The organism is Frankia sp. CcWB3 (assembly GCF_977927595.1).
Map to the genome: position 1 here is coordinate 2,037 of NZ_CDWRCK010000016.1, position 20,997 is coordinate 23,033.

20 protein-coding genes and 1 pseudogene are annotated in these 20,997 nt (G+C 69.7%); 13 read left to right on the plus strand and 8 right to left on the minus strand.

From position 1 onward, the window contains the following. Both ACY5KJ_RS02680 and ACY5KJ_RS02685 read left to right on the plus strand, forming a co-directional pair. The coding region (locus ACY5KJ_RS02680) for an HNH endonuclease (protein WP_462202725.1) at positions 1-1,027 on the plus strand (1,027 nt) is incomplete at its 5' end. Positions 1,028-1,031: 4 nt separating this feature from the next. Next, on the plus strand, positions 1,032-1,388 hold the full coding sequence (locus tag ACY5KJ_RS02685) for a hypothetical protein (protein ID WP_462186441.1): 357 nt from the start codon (positions 1,032-1,034) through the stop codon (positions 1,386-1,388). Here ACY5KJ_RS02685 and ACY5KJ_RS02690 read toward each other — a convergent pair. Beyond that, positions 1,367-1,702 carry a type II toxin-antitoxin system VapB family antitoxin gene (locus ACY5KJ_RS02690; protein ID WP_462186460.1) on the minus strand — a complete coding sequence of 112 codons (336 nt, stop codon included), beginning with the start codon at positions 1,700-1,702 and terminating at the stop codon, positions 1,367-1,369. The genes ACY5KJ_RS02685 and ACY5KJ_RS02690 overlap by 22 nt on opposite strands. Positions 1,703-2,300: 598 nt before the next feature. Between ACY5KJ_RS02690 and ACY5KJ_RS02695 the strand changes: the two genes are divergently transcribed. From ACY5KJ_RS02695 to ACY5KJ_RS02705, 3 genes are all read left to right on the plus strand, one after another. Beyond that, a complete protein-coding gene (locus ACY5KJ_RS02695) occupies positions 2,301-3,539 on the plus strand; it encodes a pyridoxal phosphate-dependent aminotransferase (protein WP_462186442.1) in 1,239 nt (412 codons plus the stop codon). Positions 3,540-3,609: 70 nt separating this feature from the next. Then, positions 3,610-4,917 carry a hypothetical protein gene (locus tag ACY5KJ_RS02700; protein WP_462186443.1) on the plus strand — a complete coding sequence of 436 codons (1,308 nt, stop codon included), beginning with the start codon at positions 3,610-3,612 and terminating at the stop codon, positions 4,915-4,917. A 9-nt stretch (positions 4,918-4,926) separates the two neighbouring features. Next, complete coding sequence (locus ACY5KJ_RS02705) at positions 4,927-5,250, plus strand: hypothetical protein (RefSeq protein WP_462202726.1); 324 nt, start codon at positions 4,927-4,929, stop codon at positions 5,248-5,250. Here the strand turns inward: ACY5KJ_RS02705 and ACY5KJ_RS02710 are convergent. Continuing rightward, on the minus strand, positions 5,192-5,812 hold the full coding sequence (locus ACY5KJ_RS02710) for a hypothetical protein (protein WP_462186444.1): 621 nt from the start codon (positions 5,810-5,812) through the stop codon (positions 5,192-5,194). The two genes, ACY5KJ_RS02705 and ACY5KJ_RS02710, sit on opposite strands and share 59 nt — an antisense overlap. A 464-nt stretch (positions 5,813-6,276) precedes the next feature. Between ACY5KJ_RS02710 and ACY5KJ_RS02715 the strand changes: the two genes are divergently transcribed. Next, a complete protein-coding gene (locus ACY5KJ_RS02715; RefSeq protein WP_462186445.1) occupies positions 6,277-6,786 on the plus strand; it encodes a Fur family transcriptional regulator in 510 nt (169 codons plus the stop codon). A gap of 58 nt (positions 6,787-6,844) precedes the next feature. Here the strand turns inward: ACY5KJ_RS02715 and ACY5KJ_RS02720 are convergent, their stop codons facing one another. Both ACY5KJ_RS02720 and ACY5KJ_RS02725 read right to left on the minus strand, forming a co-directional pair. Further along, positions 6,845-7,927, minus strand: a complete 1,083-nt coding sequence (locus tag ACY5KJ_RS02720) for a CapA family protein (RefSeq protein ID WP_462202727.1) — start codon at positions 7,925-7,927, stop codon at positions 6,845-6,847. A 205-nt stretch (positions 7,928-8,132) separates the two neighbouring features. Further along, on the minus strand, positions 8,133-9,044 hold the full coding sequence (locus ACY5KJ_RS02725; RefSeq protein ID WP_462186461.1) for an LLM class F420-dependent oxidoreductase: 912 nt from the start codon (positions 9,042-9,044) through the stop codon (positions 8,133-8,135). A 333-nt stretch (positions 9,045-9,377) separates the two neighbouring features. Between ACY5KJ_RS02725 and ACY5KJ_RS02730 the strand changes: the two are divergent. The 4 genes and pseudogenes from ACY5KJ_RS02730 to ACY5KJ_RS02745 all read left to right on the plus strand — a co-directional run. After that, a pseudogene (locus tag ACY5KJ_RS02730) lies at positions 9,378-10,172 on the plus strand (thiamine pyrophosphate-dependent enzyme); the annotation flags it as partial. A 195-nt stretch (positions 10,173-10,367) separates the two neighbouring features. Beyond that, complete coding sequence (locus tag ACY5KJ_RS02735; protein ID WP_462186462.1) at positions 10,368-11,429, plus strand: alpha-ketoacid dehydrogenase subunit beta; 1,062 nt, start codon at positions 10,368-10,370, stop codon at positions 11,427-11,429. A gap of 52 nt (positions 11,430-11,481) precedes the next feature. Then, positions 11,482-12,852, plus strand: a complete 1,371-nt coding sequence (locus ACY5KJ_RS02740; RefSeq protein WP_462186447.1) for a dihydrolipoamide acetyltransferase family protein — start codon at positions 11,482-11,484, stop codon at positions 12,850-12,852. Positions 12,853-12,982: 130 nt separating this feature from the next. After that, entirely contained in the window at positions 12,983-13,219 is a 237-nt protein-coding gene (locus tag ACY5KJ_RS02745) for a hypothetical protein (RefSeq protein ID WP_011434531.1), read from the plus strand. A 121-nt stretch (positions 13,220-13,340) separates the two neighbouring features. Here ACY5KJ_RS02745 and ACY5KJ_RS02750 read toward each other — a convergent pair whose 3' ends face one another. Next, on the minus strand, positions 13,341-13,532 hold the full coding sequence (locus ACY5KJ_RS02750; RefSeq protein ID WP_462202728.1) for a hypothetical protein: 192 nt from the start codon (positions 13,530-13,532) through the stop codon (positions 13,341-13,343). 247 nt (positions 13,533-13,779) lie between these two features. Then, positions 13,780-15,624 carry an acyl-CoA dehydrogenase gene (locus ACY5KJ_RS02755; RefSeq protein WP_462186449.1) on the minus strand — a complete coding sequence of 615 codons (1,845 nt, stop codon included), beginning with the start codon at positions 15,622-15,624 and terminating at the stop codon, positions 13,780-13,782. Positions 15,625-15,818: 194 nt separating this feature from the next. Between ACY5KJ_RS02755 and ACY5KJ_RS02760 the strand changes: the two genes are divergently transcribed. Beyond that, the gene (locus tag ACY5KJ_RS02760; protein ID WP_462202733.1) at positions 15,819-19,115 is read left to right on the plus strand and encodes a patatin-like protein; all 3,297 of its coding nucleotides are present in this window, start codon (positions 15,819-15,821) and stop codon (positions 19,113-19,115) included. Positions 19,116-19,185: 70 nt separating this feature from the next. On the opposite strand, the gene ACY5KJ_RS02765 is transcribed toward ACY5KJ_RS02760, so the two are convergent. Both ACY5KJ_RS02765 and ACY5KJ_RS02770 read right to left on the minus strand, forming a co-directional pair. Further along, a complete protein-coding gene (locus ACY5KJ_RS02765; RefSeq protein WP_462186451.1) occupies positions 19,186-19,779 on the minus strand; it encodes a hypothetical protein in 594 nt (197 codons plus the stop codon). 95 nt (positions 19,780-19,874) lie between these two features. Then, positions 19,875-20,501, minus strand: a complete 627-nt coding sequence (locus ACY5KJ_RS02770) for a nitroreductase family protein (protein WP_462202729.1) — start codon at positions 20,499-20,501, stop codon at positions 19,875-19,877. Positions 20,502-20,726: 225 nt separating this feature from the next. On the opposite strand from ACY5KJ_RS02770, the gene ACY5KJ_RS02775 reads away from it, so the two are divergent. Next, positions 20,727-20,900, plus strand: coding sequence for an ATP-binding cassette domain-containing protein (locus ACY5KJ_RS02775; protein WP_462202734.1), 174 nt, complete (start codon positions 20,727-20,729; stop codon positions 20,898-20,900). Then, complete coding sequence (locus ACY5KJ_RS02780) at positions 20,831-20,986, plus strand: hypothetical protein (protein ID WP_462186465.1); 156 nt, start codon at positions 20,831-20,833, stop codon at positions 20,984-20,986. Before ACY5KJ_RS02775 ends, ACY5KJ_RS02780 begins: the two co-directional genes overlap by 70 nt. Positions 20,987-20,997 lie beyond the last annotated feature (11 nt).

Below are 20,997 nucleotides of genomic sequence, written 5' to 3' on the forward strand. Positions count from 1 at the left end.
GGTAGCCGGCGGGTGCGATTCCCGCCGGCTACCCGACTGGCGGTGGAACGAAGATGGAACATTTTCACTGTCCGTCCGCCTCGATCCAACCCGTGGTGCGATCATTGAGAGCGCTCTCGTCATGGCCATGTCAAGCCTGCACGACTCCCGAGACGCCGACCGGGAAGATTCTTCCATGACATCCAATGCCGAGGGCTTGATCAATAATACCTCGATAACACACGCAGGTCCTGAGATGAAAGCCGATGCCTTGACGGCCATGTCCGAATCTTTCCTCTCTACTGGCGCTCCCACGCTGATGAGCTCGACATCTCACGCGATAAATGTCCACATAGATATTGATACACTCATCGGTTCAAGCCAAGAAAACAAGGGATCCCCCCTCCAGCAACATGAAGAAGGGCATGGGCTGAATACCCGAAGGTGTGACGTGAAGGACCACATCCCTGTTCTACCGAACGTCGTTCGAAGACTGTCTTGCGACAGCCTCCTTCGGACACTTATTATAGACTCCAAGGGAAACCCTCTCACGCTGGGTCGCACCCGCCGAAACCCGACCACGAGATTGCGGCTAGCAATTTATGCGCGCGACCGAGGAGTATGCCAGTATCCGGGTTGCCATCATACCCGCTGGCTCCAGATACATCACATGAAGGAATGGGCATCCGAAGGCGGAAACGCAGATCTTGACAATCTCGTTCTGATCTGTTCCCTTCATCATCGGACTATTCATGAAAGGCGGATTGTTCTGCAGCGCGGACGCGACGGTTCGATTGTCGCCCGCCATCGTGACGGAACGCTGACGCAGCAGGCACCGCGGCTGCATCCGGGTCTGGATCTGTTGGAGCTCCTCGGCGATAGTCCCTCAACCGCGCCAGCTGAGACCGTCCCGACAAGACAAGTAGCCTGGTTTACCCCTAGGGGGTATGGAAATGATCCAACTGTCTGCCTCGGCGTACCGCGACCCGATGTGGGGGGACACGAGAGCCGATGCTCAGCTACGAACGGGATGCCCGTAGGCTCCTAACCTTGTGAGCCCCATCCTCGCGCCCGGACGAGCTGGGAACTTCATCCGAGCCCTGTTCATCATCCTGCTGCTTGTGCTGCTGATGCGGACGGTGTATCTGATGTGGTTCTTCCACACCCCCGCGTGGACATCACGACCGGACGAGATCCGCTACTGCGGCGGATGGTACAAGCGTTCAGACGAGCTGGACATCACAGGAAGCCGTGCACGCCAGATGGCAGGTGGCAGCCTCAAGGAAGTCAGGCGGTCGCCGGTGTTCCGCCCGATCATGGCGTACCGTCCGACATCAGACTGTCCACGCTACCTCTTCGCCAGGGTTGGCAAGGACGTCTTCGTCATCTACCGCGCCGCCGACGACTGAGCCGGACCGGTCAGGGCCGGGCCGGTCAGAACGTAGACGCGGGCGTGTATGGACGTGCGCTGCTGCAGCGCGGCCCGTACAGCACGATGCAGGCCATCCTCCAGGTAGAGAGCTCCGCCCCACTCGACGACGTGAGGGAAGAGGTCACCGTAGAAGGTCGAGTCCTCATCGAGAAGAACATCGAGTGCGAGCACCCGCTTGGTGGTAACGAGCTGGTCGAGCCGAACCTGGCGAGGGGGAATGGCCGCCCAGTCCCGCTGGCCAAGGCCGTGCTCGGGGTACGGGCGACCGTCTCCGACCAATCTGAAGATCACCGGCACCTCCTCCTCGAGGGCGAGACATTCTCCGACCACGACAGCCTAGAATCCTCGCCCCCCCTATAAGACCCCGGTGGCCCCGCAGCATCGAGCCGCGTGGACACCCGGACCACGGCTGCAGGTCAGATGCCCGCAGCTGGCACCCCTTCTCTTGATCTCGCAGCAAGGCATGTTTAGGTAAGCCTAACCTTATATCGAGGAGCTTCCATGGACGACGTCGTGCTCTGCCTGCCTCCAGACGCCGGTCGACGCATCGACCTCACCACGTATGCGCTTGCCGAACCGGATCTGATCAGTACGTATTCACCTGATCCCACCTGATGCGACCGGTGACAAGATTGCCGGAGTGCAGGTGAGTGGACTGGACCCGAAACACAGGACGACGTCCATAATCAGTCGACCTTCGTGCCAAGGAGCGGCACGGCTCTCGGCGACCGGGCACGGATCAGCCGATCCGGCCGGATGAGCACGCAACCGTCGAGTAACGATCATCTACGAAGGTGGCTGAGCCTCGGAGCCACTCCCTCGGGGTGAACTCGCCGGCACGCCGCCGGCCGGCAGAAAATCCGCTGGACAGCCCACCTACTCTGGGTAGATGGAGTTCACCCAGTCCGACAAGCTCGCCGACGTCTGCTACGACGTCCGCGGGCCTGTCCTCGACGAAGCGACCCGGCTGGAAGCTGCGGGTTCGCGCATCCTCAAGCTGAACATCGGCAATCCCGCGCCGTTCGGCTTCTCCGCACCGCCGGAGGTACTCGAGGCCGTCGTGGCAAACCTTGCGGATGCACAGGGTTACAGCGACTCCAAGGGACTGCTCGCCGCCCGGGAAGCGGTCGTGCGCTATCACCTCCGTAAGGGGGTCACCGGCCTCGACCCCGGCGGGGTCTACCTCGGCAACGGCGTCTCCGAACTGATCATGATGTCGTTGCAGGCGTTGCTCAACAACGGCGACGAGGTGCTGCTCCCCGCGCCCGACTATCCACTGTGGACGGCCGTGGTCAGCCTGTGCGGCGGCCGGCCCGTGCACTACCTCTGCGACGAGTCCGCTGGCTGGGCGCCCGACCCCGACGACATCGCCGCCAAGGTCACCCCGCGGACACGAGCGATCGTCGTCATCAACCCAAATAACCCGACTGGTGCCGTCTACGACCGGCAGGTGCTGGAGAACATCGTCGAGGTCGCCCGCCGCCACCACCTGATGCTGCTGTCCGATGAGATCTACGACCGGATCCTCTACGACGACGCCGAGCACATCGCGACCGCGGCGCTCGCGCCGGACTTGGTCTGCATGACCTTCAACGGGCTGTCGAAGTCCTATCGGCTAGCCGGGTTCCGGGCCGGGTGGATGGTGATGTCCGGTCCGCGCGGCCACGCCTCGAGCTACATCGAGGGAGTGAACATCCTCGCGAACATGCGCCTGTGCGCCAACGCGCCCGGGCAGTTCGCCACGGTCGCCGCCCTCACGGAGGACGGCGGCGCCGGGGACCTCGTCTTGCCCGGCGGCCGGCTGCGCGAACAACGAGACACGGTCGTGAAGCTCCTCAACGACATCCCCGGGGTGTCGTGCGTCCCGCCGCGGGGGGCGCTGTACGCCTTCCCCCGACTGGACCCCGCCGTCTACCCGATCCGGGACGACGAGCGGTTCGTCCTCGATCTGCTGTTGGCCGAGAAGATCCTGCTCGTCCAGGGCAGCGGCTTCAACTGGCCGCATCCCGACCATGTCCGGATCGTGGCCCTGCCCGCGGTGGACGATCTCACGGACGCCATCGGCCGGATCGATCGCTTCCTGGCCTCCTACAAACACCCCTCCCAGCGACAGAACCCCTCCCAGTGACAGAACTGACGGAGCAATCGACACCATCGGGGAGGTTGTCCACAGGACACCAACGCCCTGTGGACAATCTGTGGAAAAACGGCGTGGCGACGTCCTGCTCGTGGGTCTGCTGGTCGCCGCCACGATCGGGGCGCAGATCGCGCTGCGAGCCCGGATAGATCGTCCGCTCTGGTACGACGAGCTGTGGCGCCCGCACTTCGCGGGGGAACCGTGGCCGACGTTCTGGTCGGAACTGACGGCGGCCAACACCCCGTCCTCGGTCGGCTCACTGGCGCTGACCCGACTGACCGGGACCATCCTCGGCTGGCACAGTTGGTCGCTCCGGCTCGTCGGAGCGGGAATCTGGCTACCGCTGCTCGCTGCGGGCGGCTTCCTGCTCGCGCGGCGGTTCACCGGCCGGGTGCCGGCCGTGGCCGCCGCGGTGACGGCCGCCCTCGCCGGCACCGTCGTCGACACCGGCACACAGCTCAAGCCCTACGTCCTCGATGCGGTGGTCACCTTCGCGGTGATCGCGCTGTGGATAGGACAGGCCACGCTCCCACGCCGGACCGCGGCCGGGGCGCTGGCGCTGCTGTCGCTGCCCGCGGTGTTTCTGCTGGTTCCCCTCGCTGGCTACGACCTGGTCCGCGCGGTGCCCCGACGCACCGTGGTACGCACCGCCGGACGGGTGGGCCCCGCCCTCCTCCTGGCCGGCGCCCACATGATGATCTTTGTGGCGCGCCAGTCCAGTCAACGGGCGAGCCATTTCTGGGACGATCACTTCCTCGCCGATCGAGGGATCCTTGGCGGCCTGCGGTTCACGCTCGAACAGACCGGCGCGATTCTCGGTGGCGCTCCGCCCGGGATCGACCGTTATGACCCCAATCTGGTGCACTCCCTCCTCGAGGGGCATCGCCTCCCGACGCTGCTCGTCGGGACGGCCACGGCGGTTGCGCTGGCGCTCGGAGTCCGGGTACTGCGCCGACGCCCCGACGGGATGATCCTTATCGTCGCCTTGATCGGCGCCGAACTGCTCCAGCTCGCGGCCAGCGCCGGACGCTACTGGCCCTTCGGGGCCTGTCGGACCAATCTGTTTCTGGTTCCGTTGCTCACCATCATCGTCGCGGTCGGCGTTGCAGACCTGGCCCGCACGGCCCGCCTGGCCCGCACGGCCCAGGCAGCCAGGCCGGTCGGGCCGGCGCGGCTTCCCGCGGCCGTCGGCCTGATCGCGCTGGCGGTGATGCCGGTCTGCGCGGTCGGCGGGACCATCACGCTGTGGGACGAACGCCACGATCCCCGTCCGATCGAGGCCATGGTCGACGCGACGATCGCCGCCCGCGCCGAGTATCGGGCGGGCGATCTCGTCATCGTCGGCGGCCGACTGGCGCGAGCGGGCTAGCTCTACGCCATGGACCTCAGCGACGACGCATCGCCCGGGGGACCGCCGATCGGGCCCCGGGTACCCCGATCGGCGACAACCTTCCTGAGCGTGATCGGGAAGGACGGCGCGGACGGCGCGATCCGCAGCCGCCCGCAACCGCCGGACCGGATCCTGCTGTTCATCCTCGCCTACGACCTCCGGGGCACGGCCGCCGAACTCGCGTCCCTGCGGCAGGCCGGATGGTGTGAGCAAGAGATCCGGACCTTTCCGCTCACCGGCACCCTGCACGGCCTCACCCGCTGCGCCCCGACGCCGCGGGGGGACTCGCAGTCGCCATCGGCTGTCCGATGAGAGCGGCCAGCGCCCCCCATTCCCGGTCACCGTCCGCCAACGACGACGCGATGCGCTGCTGCAGCACGCCGACCTGGATCCGGGTGCCGTCGAAGAGCTGCCCGCAGGACGCCGCAGCGGCGGCATAGTCCCTGCCGCCGGCATCGAACCGCGCCTGCGCGGCCGCGGTCGGCGGCACCGGCGCGGTCAGCGCCGCCTGCGTGTCGGTGCCGAGGGAGACGCAGACGGGCCGCAGGGAAGCGCCGTCCTGGGCGGCCAGATACGCTCGGGCCGCCGCGACGTCCGTGGCGACCCGGGTCCGCAGACCCTCGCTGCCGTGGTACCAGGAGGCCAGCTCGGCAGAGTCATTCGCAGTGGATGCAGAGCCGTTCGCGGTGGATGCAGAGCCGCCGGTGGTCGACGCGGGCAGCCCGGACGCCGAGTCCGCACCGCCTGTCAGGGTCGCCGCTCCCCCGCCAATCACCAGCACGATCGCGCCGAGAATGGCGAGCCGACTACCGAGGGGGTTCTGGAGCGGATCCGGTTCCCGCAACCACCCAGGTCGGCCGCTACGCCCCGCCATGCATCCCTCCGCCCTGGATCTGCTCTGGGCGAAGGTTATGCCTCGGAGCGTCGCAGATCACCGGTGGGTGCGGCCGTCAGCGTGCGGCCGTCAGCGGATCGCCGCCACGAGCTCGGGAATGGCAACGGGTGGCAGCGAGTTACCTCAGGACTTTCCTGCGATCAGGTCGCAAGCGCATTCACACCTCCGCCCAGCACATCCGGGATGAAAACCATTGTCAATAATGTTCAACGGACGCGTGCCCATTCCCGTCGCCAGGCACGCCCAGCGCGGCGAGGAGATGAGAAAGTGAGAACGTGGCCCGTACACCCCAAGAAGCTCACGGGTCCGAGCCGACCCCACGGCTGGTGCACGCCCCGGGCGGGACGGACGGCACAGTCGGGATGAGAGGCACGGACGGTAAGGGCGACACCGGCAACAGACTGAACCGACCAGACAGACTGAACGGCAGCGAAGGGAGCGACGTGAGCACCGCGGGGAACGACACCAGGTCGGCCGGCACGGGCCGGCCGGCCCGCGACCCCCGCAACCAGCGGGATGAGACGGCAGAGCGCCGTCCGGCGCCGAGCCGGGGGACGGCCGTGCGTGCCACCCGGCAGGGCGACGCCGTCTCCGCCGCGCTTGCCGAGACCGACGCCTTCACCAGCGCCCAGGATCTGCACGCCCGGCTACGGGCGCAGGGCGCCGCGGTCGGGCTCACGACGGTGTACCGCCATCTGCAGGTGCTGGCCGACCGCGGCGAGGTCGACATGATCCGCCGGGACGACGGTGAGACCGTCTACCGGCGCTGCGCCTCTGACGACCATCACCATCACCTCGTCTGCCGCTCCTGCGGCCGGACGGTGGAGATCGCGGGACCGGAGATCGAGGCGTGGACCGCCAAGGTTGCCAACGCCGAGGGATTCGTCGACGTCGTGCACACTGTGGAGATCTACGGCACCTGTGCCACCTGCGTGGCCCGACCGGCCACCTGAGCGAGGTTCCCGGCGGAGCAGGGGACGCACCGCGGGGCACAGTGCGCGCAGCCGTCGGTCAGGGTGCCGTCGCCGAGAGGCCGGTGCAGGCGCGCAGGGCGTTCCAGTCCGCCAGGGCCCGGGCTCCCGCGGCACCGGTCACCGGCTGGGGGGTGCCCCCCACGATCCGGGCGGGTAGCCAGGCAGCGGCCATGACCGCCCGGCCAGCGACGGTCAGTTCCAGCACCCCGGACTCGGTGTTCCGGCCGGCGCCGGAGGAATAGAACACAAAGTTCCTCAACCCGTAGCCGACGTACACTCCGTCGGAGGCCCATCTGGCGCCCAGCAGAACGTGGGCGTGGCTCCCGATGACGACGTCCGCGCCCGCGGCCGCCAGCCGGGGGAGCAGGGCGCGCTGTGCCTCGTTGGGGCACTGCTGCTGTTCAGTCCCCCAGTGCAGGAAGACGATGACCGTGTCCGCCTCGGCCCGCGCGGCTCGCACCAGCCGATCGACCTCCTTTGCCGATGCCAGGCCGGGTTTGTTCGGACCCGCCGTCCAGGCCGCGATCAACTCGTCGTCGAGCACCTGGGTGGCCCCGAGGACGGCGATACGCTGCCCCTTGACCGTCGTCATGTACGGGGCGTACGCGGCGGTGTCGTCCACGCCGATGCCGACGAGCGGAAAGTGCGCATCCCGGGCGTAACGCAGCGAATCCTGCAGGCCTTCGATGCCGTAGTCCATGCCATGGTTGTTGGCCATCGTGACGACGTCGATGCCGGCCGCCCGTACCGCGGTGAACGCGGTGGGCGAAGCCCGGAACACATACGCCTTCTGGGCTGCGGCGCCACGGTCCGTCACCGCCGTCTCCAGGTTCGCGATCGCGAGATCGGCCGCGGTCAGGGCCGCCGACATGGGTCCGATGGCCGTCCGCGGATCGGCGGCGAGCCGCTGACCGGGAGCACCCTCGAAGTGGATGTCGCCGCCGAAGGCGATGGTGACCGGCTGCCCCGTCGGCCGCCGCAGGCCGTCACCGACGGGTGCGGCTCCCGCGGTGGCCGCAGTGGCCCCGGCCGGGGGACCGGTGGTGGCGGAGGCACCGTCGGCGTGCGGCGTCGGCCTCGGACGGTCCTCGCCGTAGGGCACGGCACAGGCGACGAACATGAACCCGACGATGACGGCGACGCCACCGGCGACGGCCGTGCGCCCTCCTCTGCACCGAACGCACCGAGCACGCCGGCTGGCTGCACCCCGCTCCACGCCAGGCTCCCCCCTCCGTGACGACCACGCTACGACGAGCCACTCGCAAACCGGCCGCGTCCCGGCCGTTCCCATGATCCCGAGCTCGACCGCCGCGGTCCGTCCGACGTCAGAGTGCCGACAGCACCGGTGCCAGTTCGCGCCACTGCCGACGCGGCAGCCCACGGCGGTCGAAGTCAAGCACCTGCACGGCTACCTGATCGGCCCCGGCGTCGAGATGCTCCTTGATCCGCCCGAGCAGAACGTCCGCGTCCCCCCAGGGGACGATCGTGTCGACCAGGCGGTCCGAGCCCGAGCCGGCGAGATCGTCGTCGTCGAACCCGAAACGCCGCAGGTTCGCCGTGTAGTTCGGCAGCCGAAGATAGGACCCGGTGTGCCGGCAGGCGAGCTCACGGGCCTGTTCCGGATCGGTGTGCAGGACGAACGCCTGCTCGGGGACGAGCAGCTTGTCGGGCCCGAGGATGTCCCGGGCGGCAGCGGTGTGCTCGGGTGGCACAAAATAGGTGTGGGCGCCGTCGGCCCGGTCCCGGGCGAGGCCGAGCATCTTCGGACCGAGCGCGGCGAGCACCCGTGGCGGGACACCGGGCGGTGGCACGGCCCGGTACTGCTCGACCGCCATCCGGTCCATCTCGTCGAGGTACGCCGCCATCTGGGCGAGTGGGCGCGTGTAGGAGGCGCCCCGGATGTGCATCAGCTCGGCGTGGGACACCCCGAGTCCGAGCAGGAACCGGTCCGGGTACGCCTCGGCGAGGGCCAGCTGACCAGCGGTCATGGTGAGCGGGTTACGGGCGAGGATCTGCGCGATCCCGGTCGCGATCGTCATCCGGGAGGTGGCCTCGAGCGCCAGAGCGGCGGTGACCAACACCTCGCGCCCCTTGACCTCACCGGTCCACAACGTCGGATAACCGAGATCGTCGAGTTCTGCGATCGCCTCCCGGACGACCGCGGCCGGGGAGAAGTCGAACTGGCCACTCCAGATCCCCACCTTGCCGATCTCACGCCGGGCCGGCGGGCGGGTCATGTGCTGCGCACTCGTCACCGCGCAACCGTACCGAGCAGGAGCGATGGTCACTCGTCACGGCGGGACCGCCGGATCCGGTTGCCACTGTCCGTCCAAGGTCTATCGTTGGCGAGCGTGACGGAGCTCATGCAGCTGCTCACCCCGGCCGGCCACCGGATCACCACCGCGTCCACGACGACGGCAGCCGGGCCCGATGCGCCGGGGCCCGATCCCTCCAGAGCCCGCGCCGGCGGGGCGGGCGCCGCGGGAGCGGACCCGCCCCGGACAGCCGCCGATCTGGCCGCCCAGATCGCCGATCTGATCGACGACGACCTGTATGGGCTGTATCGGGACATGGTGTTCATCCGCCGGTTCGACGAAGAGGCGACCAGCCTGCAGCGCCAGGGCGAGCTGGGGCTGTGGGCAAGCCTGCGGGGCCAGGAGGCGGCCCAAGTCGGATCCGGCCGGGCGCTGAGGCCTGGCGACATGGCGTTCCCGTCGTACCGGGAACACGGGGTGGCCTGGTGCCGGGGAGTCAGGCCGAGGGAAATCCTGGCGATCTATCGCGGCACGACGCTCGGTGGCTGGGATCCGGACACTCACGGATGCGCCCTCTACTCGATCGTCGTGGGCTCGCAGGCGCTGCACGCCACCGGCTACGCGATGGGAATCGCCCGGGACGGCACCGACGACGCGGCCATTGCGTACTTCGGTGACGGGGCGTCGAGCGAGGGCGACGTCAGCGAGGCGTTCGGATGGGCGAGCGTGTTCGCGCCTCCGCTGGTGTTCTTCTGCCAGAACAACCAGTGGGCCATCTCAGCGCCCGCTCGGCGCCAGAGCCGAATCGAGATCGTCCACCGGGCCGCCGGCTTCGGCTTCCCGGGCGTGCGGGTGGACGGCAACGACGTGCTGGCGTGTCTCGCGGTGACCCGGTGGGCCCTGGCGACCGCGCGTGCCGGGCGTGGCCCGGTGCTGGTGGAGGCCGTGACCTACCGGATGAATCCGCACACCACGGCAGACGATCCCAGCCGCTACCGTCCGGAGAGTGAACTGGGCATGTGGCGTCGGCGTGATCCGTTGGACCGGATGCGCGCCCACCTGACAGCGCGGGGCCTGCTCACCGAGGAGAGTCTGCGGCAGCTGGCCATCGAGGTGGACGCCTTCGCGCACGAGCTGCGCGCGCAGTGCGTCGCGCTGCCGGATCCGATCCCGACCAGCCTGTTCGATCATGTGCAGGTGGCTGAGAATGAACTCGTGACGGCCCAGCGATCGGAGTTGGCGGCCATGTTCGACGTGGAGGGGCCCGGCGTGGAGGACGAGATGGGCGTGCTCGAGGGGAAACCGGTGACCAGCGGGGCTGTCGTTGCCGGGGAGCAACGCTCCGACGAGGTCGGTGAGCGGGTCGCCCGCGCCCCGGTCACCATGGCCAAGGCGTTGAACCTCGGGCTGCGTTCGGCGATGGCCGCCGATCCCAAGGTTCTGATCATGGGGGAGGACGTCGGCAAGCTCGGCGGGGTCTTCCGGGTGACCGACGGGCTGCAACAGGAATTCGGCGAGGCCAGGGTCATCGACACCCCGCTGGCCGAGTCGGCGATCGTCGGCACGGCGATCGGGCTGGCCATGCGCGGTTACCGGCCGGTCTGTGAGATCCAGTTCGATGGGTTCGTCTACCCCGCGTTCGACCAGATCGTCAGCCAACTCGCGAAGCTGCACTACCGGTCGGCCGGCCGGATCCGGCTGCCGGTAACGATCCGCATCCCCTTCGGCGGCGGGATCGGCGCCGTCGAGCATCACAGTGAGTCGCCGGAGGCGTACTTCTGCCACACTGCCGGCCTGAAGGTTGTCGCCTGCTCGAACCCGGTCGACGCCCATCACATGATCCAGCAGGCCATCCGGTCCGACGATCCGGTGATCTTCCTCGAACCGAAACGGCGGTACTGGGAGAAGGGCGTGGTCGACCCGCGCCCCCTCGCCGAACTGCCCGCGGACGAGCTCACCCAACTGCACGCCAGCCGGGTCGTGCGCACCGGCACGGACGCGACCCTCGTCGGCTATGGTCCCACCGTGCGGACCTGCCTCGACGCCGCCGAGATCAGCGCGGCGGACGACAGCCGGTCGCTGGAGGTCATCGACCTGCGGACGCTCTCGCCCCTGGACCTGGAACCCGTGCTCGACTCGGTACGCCGGACCGGCCGGCTGGCCGTGGTCCACGAGGCACCGTCCAACGTCTCGGTGTCGGCCGAGGTCGCCGCACGAGTGACGGAGCAGGCGTTTTACTCCCTGGAGGCGCCGGTCCTGCGGGTCACCGGTTTCGACACCCCGTATCCCCCGGCCCGCCTCGAAGACCACTACCTCCCCGACGTCGACCGCATCCTCGACGCCGTGGACCGTTCCTTCGCGTACTGAGCATCCTGAGAAGCATGAGGACCGACCAACCGGCTATCTGACTGGGGTTACCGTGACGCAGCGACAGTTCCGGCTCCCTGACCTCGGCGAAGGTCTGACCGAGGCGGACATCGTCCGGTGGCTTGCCCAGGTCGGGGACACCGTCACGGTGAACCAGCCCCTCGTCGAGGTCGAGACCGCGAAGGCGGTCGTCGAGGTCCCCAGCCCGTTCGCCGGGATCCTGGCCGAGATCCACGGCGCCGAGGGAACAACCCTCGCGGTCGGCGCACCCCTGCTGACCATCCAGACCGCCGACGCCGAACCCGACGGGACGGGTGGGAACGGGACGGGTGGGAACAGCCTGCCGACGTCCCGGGACGCTGGCAGCATCGAGCGCACCCCAGTCCTCGTGGGTTATGGGCCGAGGACGGCCGAGAGCCGCCGGCGCCGCCCTCGACGACCACCTATGCCAGCCGGTCCGGGGCACACAGCTGGTCCGGGGCTCGCCAAACCGCCGGTCCGCAAGCTCGCCCGTGACCTCGGCGTCGACCTCGCCTCCCTCGCCGGCACCGGCCCGGACGGCACGATCAGCCGGGCCGACGTCGAGGCCGCAGTGCGTGCCACCGCCCGTACCGCGCCCCTCGCGGCGCCGCCCACGCGCGATGCCCCGCCGATCGGCGTTGTCCCCGCCGGGGCCACCTTCTCCACCGAGACGCGTACCTGGCACGTGCCTGTCACCGGCATCCGGCGGTCGATGGCGCAGGCGATGGTCACCAGCGTCTCGGCCGCCCCGCACGTCACCGAGTTCCTCACCGTCGACGCGACGGCGACGATGGCCGCCCGGGACCGGATCGCGGCGCTGCCGGAGTTCACCGGAATCAAGATCACCGCATTGCTGTTCGTCGCCAGAGCCCTGCTCATCGCCGTTCGCCGACACCCGATGATCAACTCATCCTGGGTCGAGGACGCGGGCGGTGGCCGGCCGGGGAACGGTGGCCGGCCGGAGATACATGTGTACGACCGGGTGAACCTCGGCATCGCCGTGGCGGGCCCGCGTGGGCTCGTCGTGCCCACCATCCCGGACGCCGGCCGGCTCGACGTCGTCGGACTGGCTCACGCCCTGGCCGGCCTCACCACCGCGGCGAGGGCGGACCGGCTCAGCCCCGCGGATCTGCGCGGCGGCACGATCACCATCACCAACGTCGGCGTCCTCGGCGTCGACATCGGCACCCCGATCCTGAACCCGGGCGAAGCGGCGATCCTCGCCCTGGGCTCGATCCGACCGATGCCCTGGGTGCACGAGGGTCAGCTCACCGTGCGTACGGTGGTACAGCTGGCGCTCTCGTTCGACCATCGCATCGTCGACGGCGCGCTGGGCTCCGCGGTCCTCGCCGACGTGGGTGCCGTCCTCACTGATCCCACGGTGGCACTCGCCTGGTCCTGATCGGCTCATCGGATCCACCAGTTGACCACAAACGGGCACACTGCACGCAAGAGGGGCACACAACAGCCCAGATTCCGCTCCCTGGTACGGTTGCGCCTCTGACCGGCTTCCGGCACAAAGAGGTGGAACCATGACGCGAGTGGAGGCACTGCAGGCCGCGGACGAGTTCGTCGCCAAGGTTCTGACCTCCGCCAACTCCAGCGGCCGGTTCACCGGCACGCTCAACCTGGCTGAGCGGGTCGACCTCACCCTACGAGTGGCTCGGTTCCTACTCGAGGGTCAGTCCTCCTCGGACGCCGACGACATCCTCAAGCGGGACATGCGCAACGAGCTCGATCAGGCGTTCCCGCCGCTACGCACCTCCTGAACCGACCATCCCGGCTCGACCCCGCGGACGAGCGCCCGGTCCGGTTCCCTGGTCCGTCCCCACGGACCGCCCTGGGAACCGGACCGGGCGGTGGGCAGGCGGACCGGTGAAGGAGCACGGTTCAGTGAGGCGACACGGGGTGGTCCCCTTCGACGTGCACGTGGATGGCCGGCTGCCCGTCACCGGAGGTCGCCTCCGGGTGGCGTGAGGGGTTCAGCCGACGATCCTCCTCGGGGGCCAGTCCCAGCTCGCGCCGGTGCGGGGCCTCGAATGGGGCGGACGGGTCGACGATGATGCCGTCATCGAGCGGCATGAGCGCGGGCACGCCGTTCTCGGCCGACTCTTCGACGATCTTTCTGCGCCACTGGTCGCGGTACAGGGTGAGGCCGAGCCACGCACATCAGGATGATGCCCACGGCCGTGATGTCGAGCCCGGACGGTTCGGAGCGGACCGCGAAGGCGAGGATGGCGCCGAGGGCCAAGAGTAAAAGACTCAACGGGATTCCCATACCGGCCCATATACCCTGCCGCGACAAGAACGCAACCCCGCCCCGGCAACATCAGAACGCCTCCTCCGGCAGTTCCATGAGCCCGAGGCCGGTGGACTCCAGCGATACCCGGCGCGCCGTCAACTCCGGTAGCACATTGGCCGCGAACCAGCGCGCGGCGGCCACCTTGCCCTGGTAAAAGGCGGCGTCCCGAGCGGACCGGGCCCCGGCGGATGCCGGAGAATCCTGGGTTCGCAGGGCTACCTCGGCGCCGCGCAGGAGCAGCCATCCGATGATCAGGTCGCCGAGGCTCATCAGCAGCCTCGTCGTATTCAGGCCGACCTTGTAGATCGCGGCGGCATCCTCGGCGGCGCCGGTGAGGAACCCGACCAGCGAATTCACCATGCTCTGGACGTCATCGAGAGCCACCCCCAGCGCCTCCCGCTCCGCCCGCAGCGCGCCGTTGCCGGCCTCCCCCTTCACGAACGTCTGGATCTCGCCCAGTACGGAGGTCAGCGCCTGCCCCTGGTCCCGGACGATCTTCCGGAAAAACAGGTCCTGGCCCTGGATCGACGTGGTGCCCTCGTAGAGAGTGTCGATCTTGGCATCGCGGATGTACTGCTCGATCGGATAGTCCTGCAGGTACCCGGAACCACCGAGGATCTGCAGTGAAGAGGCGAGCAGCTCGTAGGACCGTTCGGAGCCGACCCCCTTGACGATCGGGAGCAGCAGGTCGTTGATGCGTTCGGCGAGCTCGTCGGTCTCCCCCCGCTCGCCGGCCAGCGCAACCCGGTCCTGGAACGTCGCGGTGTAGAGCATCAGCGAACGCATGCCCTCCGCATACACCTTCTGCATCATCAGCATCCGGCGGACATCCGGGTGATGGATGATCGTGACACGCGGTGCCGTCTTGTCCGACGCGCGGGCCAGGTCCGCACCCTGGACGCGGGTGCGGGCGAACTCGAGCGCGTTGAGATATCCGGTGGACAGCGTGGCGATGGCCTTGCTGCCCACCATCATCCGGGCGTACTCGATCACCTGGAACATCTGGGCGATGCCCTCGTGGACGTCACCGACCAGCCAGCCGACCGCCGGCGCCCGCTCACCGAACCGCAGCTCGCAGGTGGCGGAGACCTTCAGGCCCATCTTTTTCTCGATGTTCGTCACGTAGACGCCGTTGCGGGCGCCGGGCGCGCCGGTCCGCGGATCGGGCATGAACTTCGGCACCACGAACATCGACAGGCCCTTGGTCCCCGGGCCGTGCCCCTCCGGCCGGGCGAGCACGAGATGGATGATGTTCTCCGGGACATCCCAGTCCCCATTGGTGATGAACCGCTTCACGCCCTCGATGTGCCAGGTGCCGTCGGGCTGCTCGATCGCCCTGGTACGACCGGCCCCGACGTCGGAACCCGCGTCCGGCTCGGTGAGCACCATCGTCGCGCCCCAGTGCCGTTCAATGGCGAACTCTGCGAGCTGGCGCTGCCATTCGTTGCCGAGCCGGTGCAGGATCGCTGCGAACGTCGGGCCGGCCATGTACATGAAGATGGCCGGGTTCGCTCCGAGCAGCAGCTCCGAGGCCGCCCACGCGACGGTCGGGGACGCACCCAGTCCGCCCAGGTGCGGCGGAAGGTAGAGCCGCCACCACTCACCGTCCAGAACGGCCTGGTAGGACTTCTTGAACGACTCCGGCAGGGTCACCGATCCGGTCGCCGGATCCAGGGTCGGCGGATGACGGTCGGCGTCGGTGAAGGACTCGGCAACGGGTCCGGAGGCGAGGTGGTCGAGCTCGGCCAGCACCTCGCGCGCGGTCTCGGCGTCCATCTCCCCGAAGGGACCGGTGCCGAGCGTGCGATCGATCCCGAACACCTCGAACAGGTTGAACTCGATGTCTCGCAGATTGCTCCGGTAGTGGCCCATCAACGGCTCCTTCCCGGGACCGCCGGACATCGTGATCAGCCGATGCCGGCTAGCTACTCGTGAGTACGTTGTTCCCATGCTACTCACGAGTAACCCGTTGACAAGAGCGGCGGCTGGGAAGAAGTCGTCGCGATCCAACTTTTCTCCGACAAACGGGGAAGACCCGAGGCCGGGCACGTCTACTCTTGCCACTCATGCGCGACCCGGCCACCCAGGAGGTACGGCTCGCGGTCGTCATGACCGGTGGCGCGAGCCTCGCCGTCTGGATGGGCGGGGTCGCCACCGAGATCAACCTTGCGACCAGCCCGGACCGTGACCGGGCCGACGAAGCGGACGCTGCCGTCGCCGCCCGTTACGCCCGGCTGGCAGCCATCCTCGACGTCGAGGTCAGTGTGGACGTACTCGCCGGCACCTCGGCCGGTGGCATCAACGCCGCCATGCTGGGCTACGCGAACACCCACCACGCCGATCTCACCCCGCTGCGGGACCTGTGGCTGTCCCTCGGCTCGCTTGACGCGCTCATGCGCACCCCCCACGAAAAGACGTATCCTTCGCTACTGCACGGGGACACCGCCGTGCTGCCCGCGCTGCACACCGCCCTGGCAGCGGTGGGGGAGACGGCCCGCCCCAACCGGGCCGGCGCGGACCGCCCGACATCGGTCTTCATCACCACGACGATCATGCGCGGCGAGGTCGCCGAGCACGCCGACTCACTCGGCGGCACCATGTGCGACGTCGACCACCGGGGCCTGTTCGCCTTCGGCACGCAGGACCTGACCGACCCTGGCGCGGTCCCCCGTCTCGCCCTGGCCGCACGGGCCAGTTCCGCCTTTCCGGGCGCCTTCGAGCCGGCCTACGTGCCGGTGGGGCACGCCGTCGATGCCGCGCACCCGGACATGGCCCGCTACGTCAACGCCTCCCGCGGATTCCACGCCTCGGACGGCGGGATTCTGGTCAACCGCCCGATCGGACCGGCGCTGGCGGCCATCTTCGACCGGCCCGCCGAGCGCCAGGTCCGTCGCGTGCTCGCCTACGTCGTGCCCTCGCCGCGGATGCCGGTACCGATGACGGATCCGGCGGCACCGATGAATCCGGCGGCACCGACCATGCCACCCGTGCCGCCCACACCACCCATGCCGCCCACACCGCCCGCGGTGATCCCCACCCTCCTCCAGGTGCTCGGCGCGGCGCTGAACCAGTCGATCGGTACAGATCTGGCGACGCTGCGCGACCATAACAGCGCCGTACGCGGTACGCGGGCGAACCGACGACGGCTGCTGCGCCTCGCCCCGGCCGGTGGGCCCCGGTTAGCGGACGAGAGCGTCTATGACGCCTACCGCCGCAGCCTGGCAGAGGAGACCGCCCCACCGGTGATCGAGGCGTTGCTGCGCGTCCTCGGTGGTCGGTTCGACCTGCCCCGTCCCCCGGACACCGACGCGCTGCGCACCGACGCGGCCGGACCCGTCCGGATGACGAACGCCGCGGTCAACGCCGTGGTCCAGATGCTTCCCGACCGGCTGCCGACCACGGCCGACCTCGCCGACCTGTGGCGGCTGGGCCGGCCCGCGCTCGACGCCGCCAAGGGCCTGCTGATCAACACGATCAACGAAGGGTACGTCCTCTCCCCCGAGCCGGCGGACCGGATCCGACTCGCCCGGCTCGCGGCGGCCGTGCACGGCGCCTCGCGCGCCACCATCCGGAACACCGGCACCGCAGGCACTGCGGGCACCGCGGCCCTGCGACCCGGCGTCTTCACGACGGTCGGCGAGACCCTCGGTGCGATGGCCGGGGCACCGCTGCTCGACGTCATCGCCGAGGCGGCCCGCCGCTGGTTGCGGACCGACCCGGAGGGCGACGCGGGGCAGGACGAGCTCACCGATCTCGTGGACCGGCGGTCCCCCGCGGCCCCGCCTCCGGCGGGACCAGAGACCAGGCCCGAGGGTCTCAGTCTCGGCCAGCGCCGGGCGGTGGCGGCCCGGACCCTCGCGGACTTCGTCGGGTACCTCCCGTCGACTCCCGCGGACGCCCTGATCGCCGTGCACCTGGTCGAGCGGAGCACCGGCGCCGCGGTCCTCGATCAACCGGTTGAGCTCGTCCAGATCAGCGCGGATCTACCGAACCGCCTCGATCCCGCCCGCGCGCTGGCCGAGGAGAAGGTCACAGGCCTGCAGCTGGGAAACTTCGGCGCCTTCGCGAAGTCCTCGTGGCGGGCCAACGACTGGATGTGGGGACGGCTGGACGGTGCGGGCTGGCTGGTCCGGATCATGCTGGATCCACGCCGGCTCATGATCCGCCGGGACACCGCCATCCCCGCCGTCCCCGCCGGTCACGCCCGTGCCGCGGCGCTGGCCCGCCGGGGCTGGCTGGTGGATCTGGTCGACGATCTCACCGAGGTGGCCGGCAGCCCGGCGCCACGGGAGGTACTCGACGAGCTTGGCTTTCTGACCGATCCGGACGCCCCCGTGCCGCCGAACCTGCCGGTCACGGCGACCTGGGTCGCCGCCGGCCTCCAACGGGACATCGCGGCCAAGGAGCTGGTGGGGGTCGCCGAGGCGGTGCGGCGCGACAACGAGGCCGGGGTCGATCCGCGGCCCACCGCCGACTTCCTCGCCGCCGTCGACCGGGCCCTGACCGCGGAACCAACCCGGCCCGGAACGACGACCGGACCGGGGGCCTCGGCGGCACCGGAAGCGACGGGCCCCCCGAACCTGGACGAGCCGCGCGGCGCCAAGGTCATCTCGCTGGCCGCGGCCGCGGCCGCCAGGGTCGCCGCGGGACGGACCGGTGCCCATCGGCCGGTCGGCGTCGACAGTTCGGCTCTGGCGCGCCGACCGCCCCGGCCACCCGGGCTCAGCGGCGTCCCCGTCACGCCCGGCGCGCTGCCCCCGCGAGCGGTGGACGAGGTGCTCGAGGCCTGCCGCGTCTCGGACGAACGCATCACCGACGCGGCGCAGGGCCCGATTCTGGTGACCGCCCTGGCCCAGATCGTGGCGGTGGTCGTCGCCTGGGCGGCATCGACCCGCCGGCTGCCACGGCCCCTGCGACCGGTCGCCTTCCTCGCCCGGGCCGTCACCCGTCTCGCCTTCGAGATGATCCGGGATGTCACGCACGGCCGGCGGCGGATGACGATCGCGGTGGGAACAGCGATGGTCGGCCTCGGTACGGCCGGCGGGCTGACCGGTTCGGGCATCCTCGGCGGCCTGGGGATCGTCGTCGGCCTGATCGGCCTGCTGATGATCGGACTGACCGGCTGGCGGCACCTGCCCGGAGGACTGGCGGTCGTGGGAGCCGGGCTCATCGCGGTGTTCGCGGCGGCCGGTGCCGTTCCGGTGATCCATGACCGGCTCTTCCCCTGGCTACACGACGACGTCGTGCCATACCTGGCCGATCATCCGTGGGCATGGGCGACCGTCTTCGGAGCCCTGGTGCTGCCGGCTCTCTGGTCCGTCGCCGAGGCCCTCACCACCCGCCGGGCCCGCCGCAACGGCTGATCATCCCGGTAGGCACGGCCCGGCGGTCCGCGCCACCGGCACCGGTGGCTCGGTGACGTGGTGACCCGGTTCAGGAGATGTCGGACCAGGTCAGGGTGCCCGTCGGGTCTCGAAGGCAGGACACCGGGCGGCCGGCGGAGTCCTGGACGATGCGCCCGACGTCCTCGGGGTCACAGTTCCCGCCCTCATCCGGCCGGGTCACGAGAGCCGGGGCGGGTGGCTCCGTGGACCATCGACCAATGCCGGCCGGGCCGGTCCCGCCGACGGGCGCGCAGAACAGCACAAGGCCGTTCACGGCGGTCGCGGGCGAGGTGTCCTCGGTGGGGGAACAGGCCTCTCCGACGAAGACGGAGGATGCTTGCGGAGTCGGCACCGGCGGTGACGCGACACCATCCGGGGCGGCGGAGGTTCCGGAGGGGCCCGGCGCCCGCGAGACGCCAGGCGTCGCAGCCGCGGCGGAGGCCCCGGGCGTGCCCGGGCCGCCCGGGTCCTGAGACGACGCACTCGGCATGACCACCGAGCCCGGCCGGGCGGCCGAGCCGCCGGACCCGCTCGACCCCGGATCCGAGCATCCGACGACCAGCGCGAGCAGCAGCCCCCCGGCCACGCTCAGGCCGAGACGGCCACGGCCTCGAAGACCACGGCCTCGAAGACCGCCACACACGGCGCACCTCCCGTCGCACCTCGGGAGCCGGAGTCATACCCCGGTCCAGGCCGCCCGATCTCAAGACCTGCGTTCCAGCTTAGGTAGCCTGCCGCTCACACCGTGGTCACTTGCCCGAACTGGGAGATCCGATCGTCCGCCGCCACGGGAACCAGCGTCCCGTCGGCCTCCATCTCCGCCGCGACCTGGGCCAGCCGAACGGCGGGCCGCGCCGGCAGCGGCGCGGTGCCCGCCTGGGTCCCGAGCTCCACCCAGCCGACCAGCGCCTCGTCCGACGTCAGCCCGAACGCCTCCCGGACCTCGGCGCTGCCCTGCATCGGCACCGACTTCCAGGCCGAGGCGACGCCGAGCGCGTGCGCGGCCAGGCAGATGTTCTGCGCCGCCGCCGCGGCCGAGGCGTCCTGCTCGGCGACCGGAACCTTCGAACCGACGTGGGAGGCGACGACGGCGATGAGCGCCGGGGAACGGGTGGCCTTGCCGGCGGTCTTGCGGATGACCGGCTCGGGCAACCCGCCGACGGTCTCGGCGGCCCGCTTGATCGCCGCCGCCAGGGTGGCGCGAGCATCGCCCCGCACGACCACGAAGCGCCAGGGCCGCAGCATCTTGTGATCCGGCGCCGTGGTGGCGGCACTAAGTATGATCATAATCTGCTCCGCCGTCGGACCGGGTTCGACGAGCCGGGTCGCTGTACGGCGCGTCATCAGGCAGGCGAGAGCGTCCATGAAAACTCCTTGGGGGATCGCGGTTCGGGGAACCCGGGAAGTACCGGTCTCCCGGCCGGCGACCGCGACCCGGCCGGCGGTGACAGCCGCCGGTGGATCTGGAACAGCGACAGGTTACCGTAGAGATTGCCCCGCTCGAACCTCCGCCGGGAGGCTCTCGTCACCGCCGTCGTTGAAATAGACCATCTGGCCAAGCGATACGGGTCCCAGCGCGCCGTCCGGGACGTGAGTTTCACGGTGCGGGAAGGGAACATCACCGGTTTTCTGGGGCCGAACGGCCCCGGCAAGACAACGACGCCGCGCATCCTGCTGGGTCTGGTCACCCCTGGTTGCTGGCTCTGGTCACCCCTGGCTCCGGCAGCGTGGTGGTCTTTGGTGGCTGCGGGGCGGTCGAGGTGAACGCGGGCGGCTGGGGAGTAGTCGGCTGGGGAGTGTTGGCCCAGGTGGCGGCGCTCCTCGCGGTGCGGCGGGAGCTGCCGTCATGACCGCGCCAAGC

What these genes read in the sequence shown, in the direction of transcription:
- ACY5KJ_RS02695 (WP_462186442.1), top strand. Translation starts at nt 2,301, where the DNA reads ATGGAGTTCACCCAGTCCGACAAGCTCGCCGACGTCTGCTACGACGTC.
- ACY5KJ_RS02705 (WP_462202726.1), top strand. Translation starts at nt 4,927, where the DNA reads ATGGACCTCAGCGACGACGCATCGCCCGGGGGACCGCCGATCGGGCCC.
- ACY5KJ_RS02710 (WP_462186444.1), bottom strand. Translation starts at nt 5,812, where the DNA reads ATGGCGGGGCGTAGCGGCCGACCTGGGTGGTTGCGGGAACCGGATCCG.
- ACY5KJ_RS02720 (WP_462202727.1), bottom strand. Translation starts at nt 7,927, where the DNA reads ATGTTCGTCGCCTGTGCCGTGCCCTACGGCGAGGACCGTCCGAGGCCG.
- ACY5KJ_RS02725 (WP_462186461.1), bottom strand. Translation starts at nt 9,044, where the DNA reads ATGACCCGCCCGCCGGCCCGGCGTGAGATCGGCAAGGTGGGGATCTGG.
- ACY5KJ_RS02745 (WP_011434531.1), top strand. Translation starts at nt 12,983, where the DNA reads ATGACGCGAGTGGAGGCACTGCAGGCCGCGGACGAGTTCGTCGCCAAG.
- ACY5KJ_RS02750 (WP_462202728.1), bottom strand. Translation starts at nt 13,532, where the DNA reads ATGCCGCTCGATGACGGCATCATCGTCGACCCGTCCGCCCCATTCGAG.
- ACY5KJ_RS02755 (WP_462186449.1), bottom strand. Translation starts at nt 15,624, where the DNA reads ATGGGCCACTACCGGAGCAATCTGCGAGACATCGAGTTCAACCTGTTC.
- ACY5KJ_RS02760 (WP_462202733.1), top strand. Translation starts at nt 15,819, where the DNA reads ATGCGCGACCCGGCCACCCAGGAGGTACGGCTCGCGGTCGTCATGACC.
- ACY5KJ_RS02770 (WP_462202729.1), bottom strand. Translation starts at nt 20,501, where the DNA reads ATGGACGCTCTCGCCTGCCTGATGACGCGCCGTACAGCGACCCGGCTC.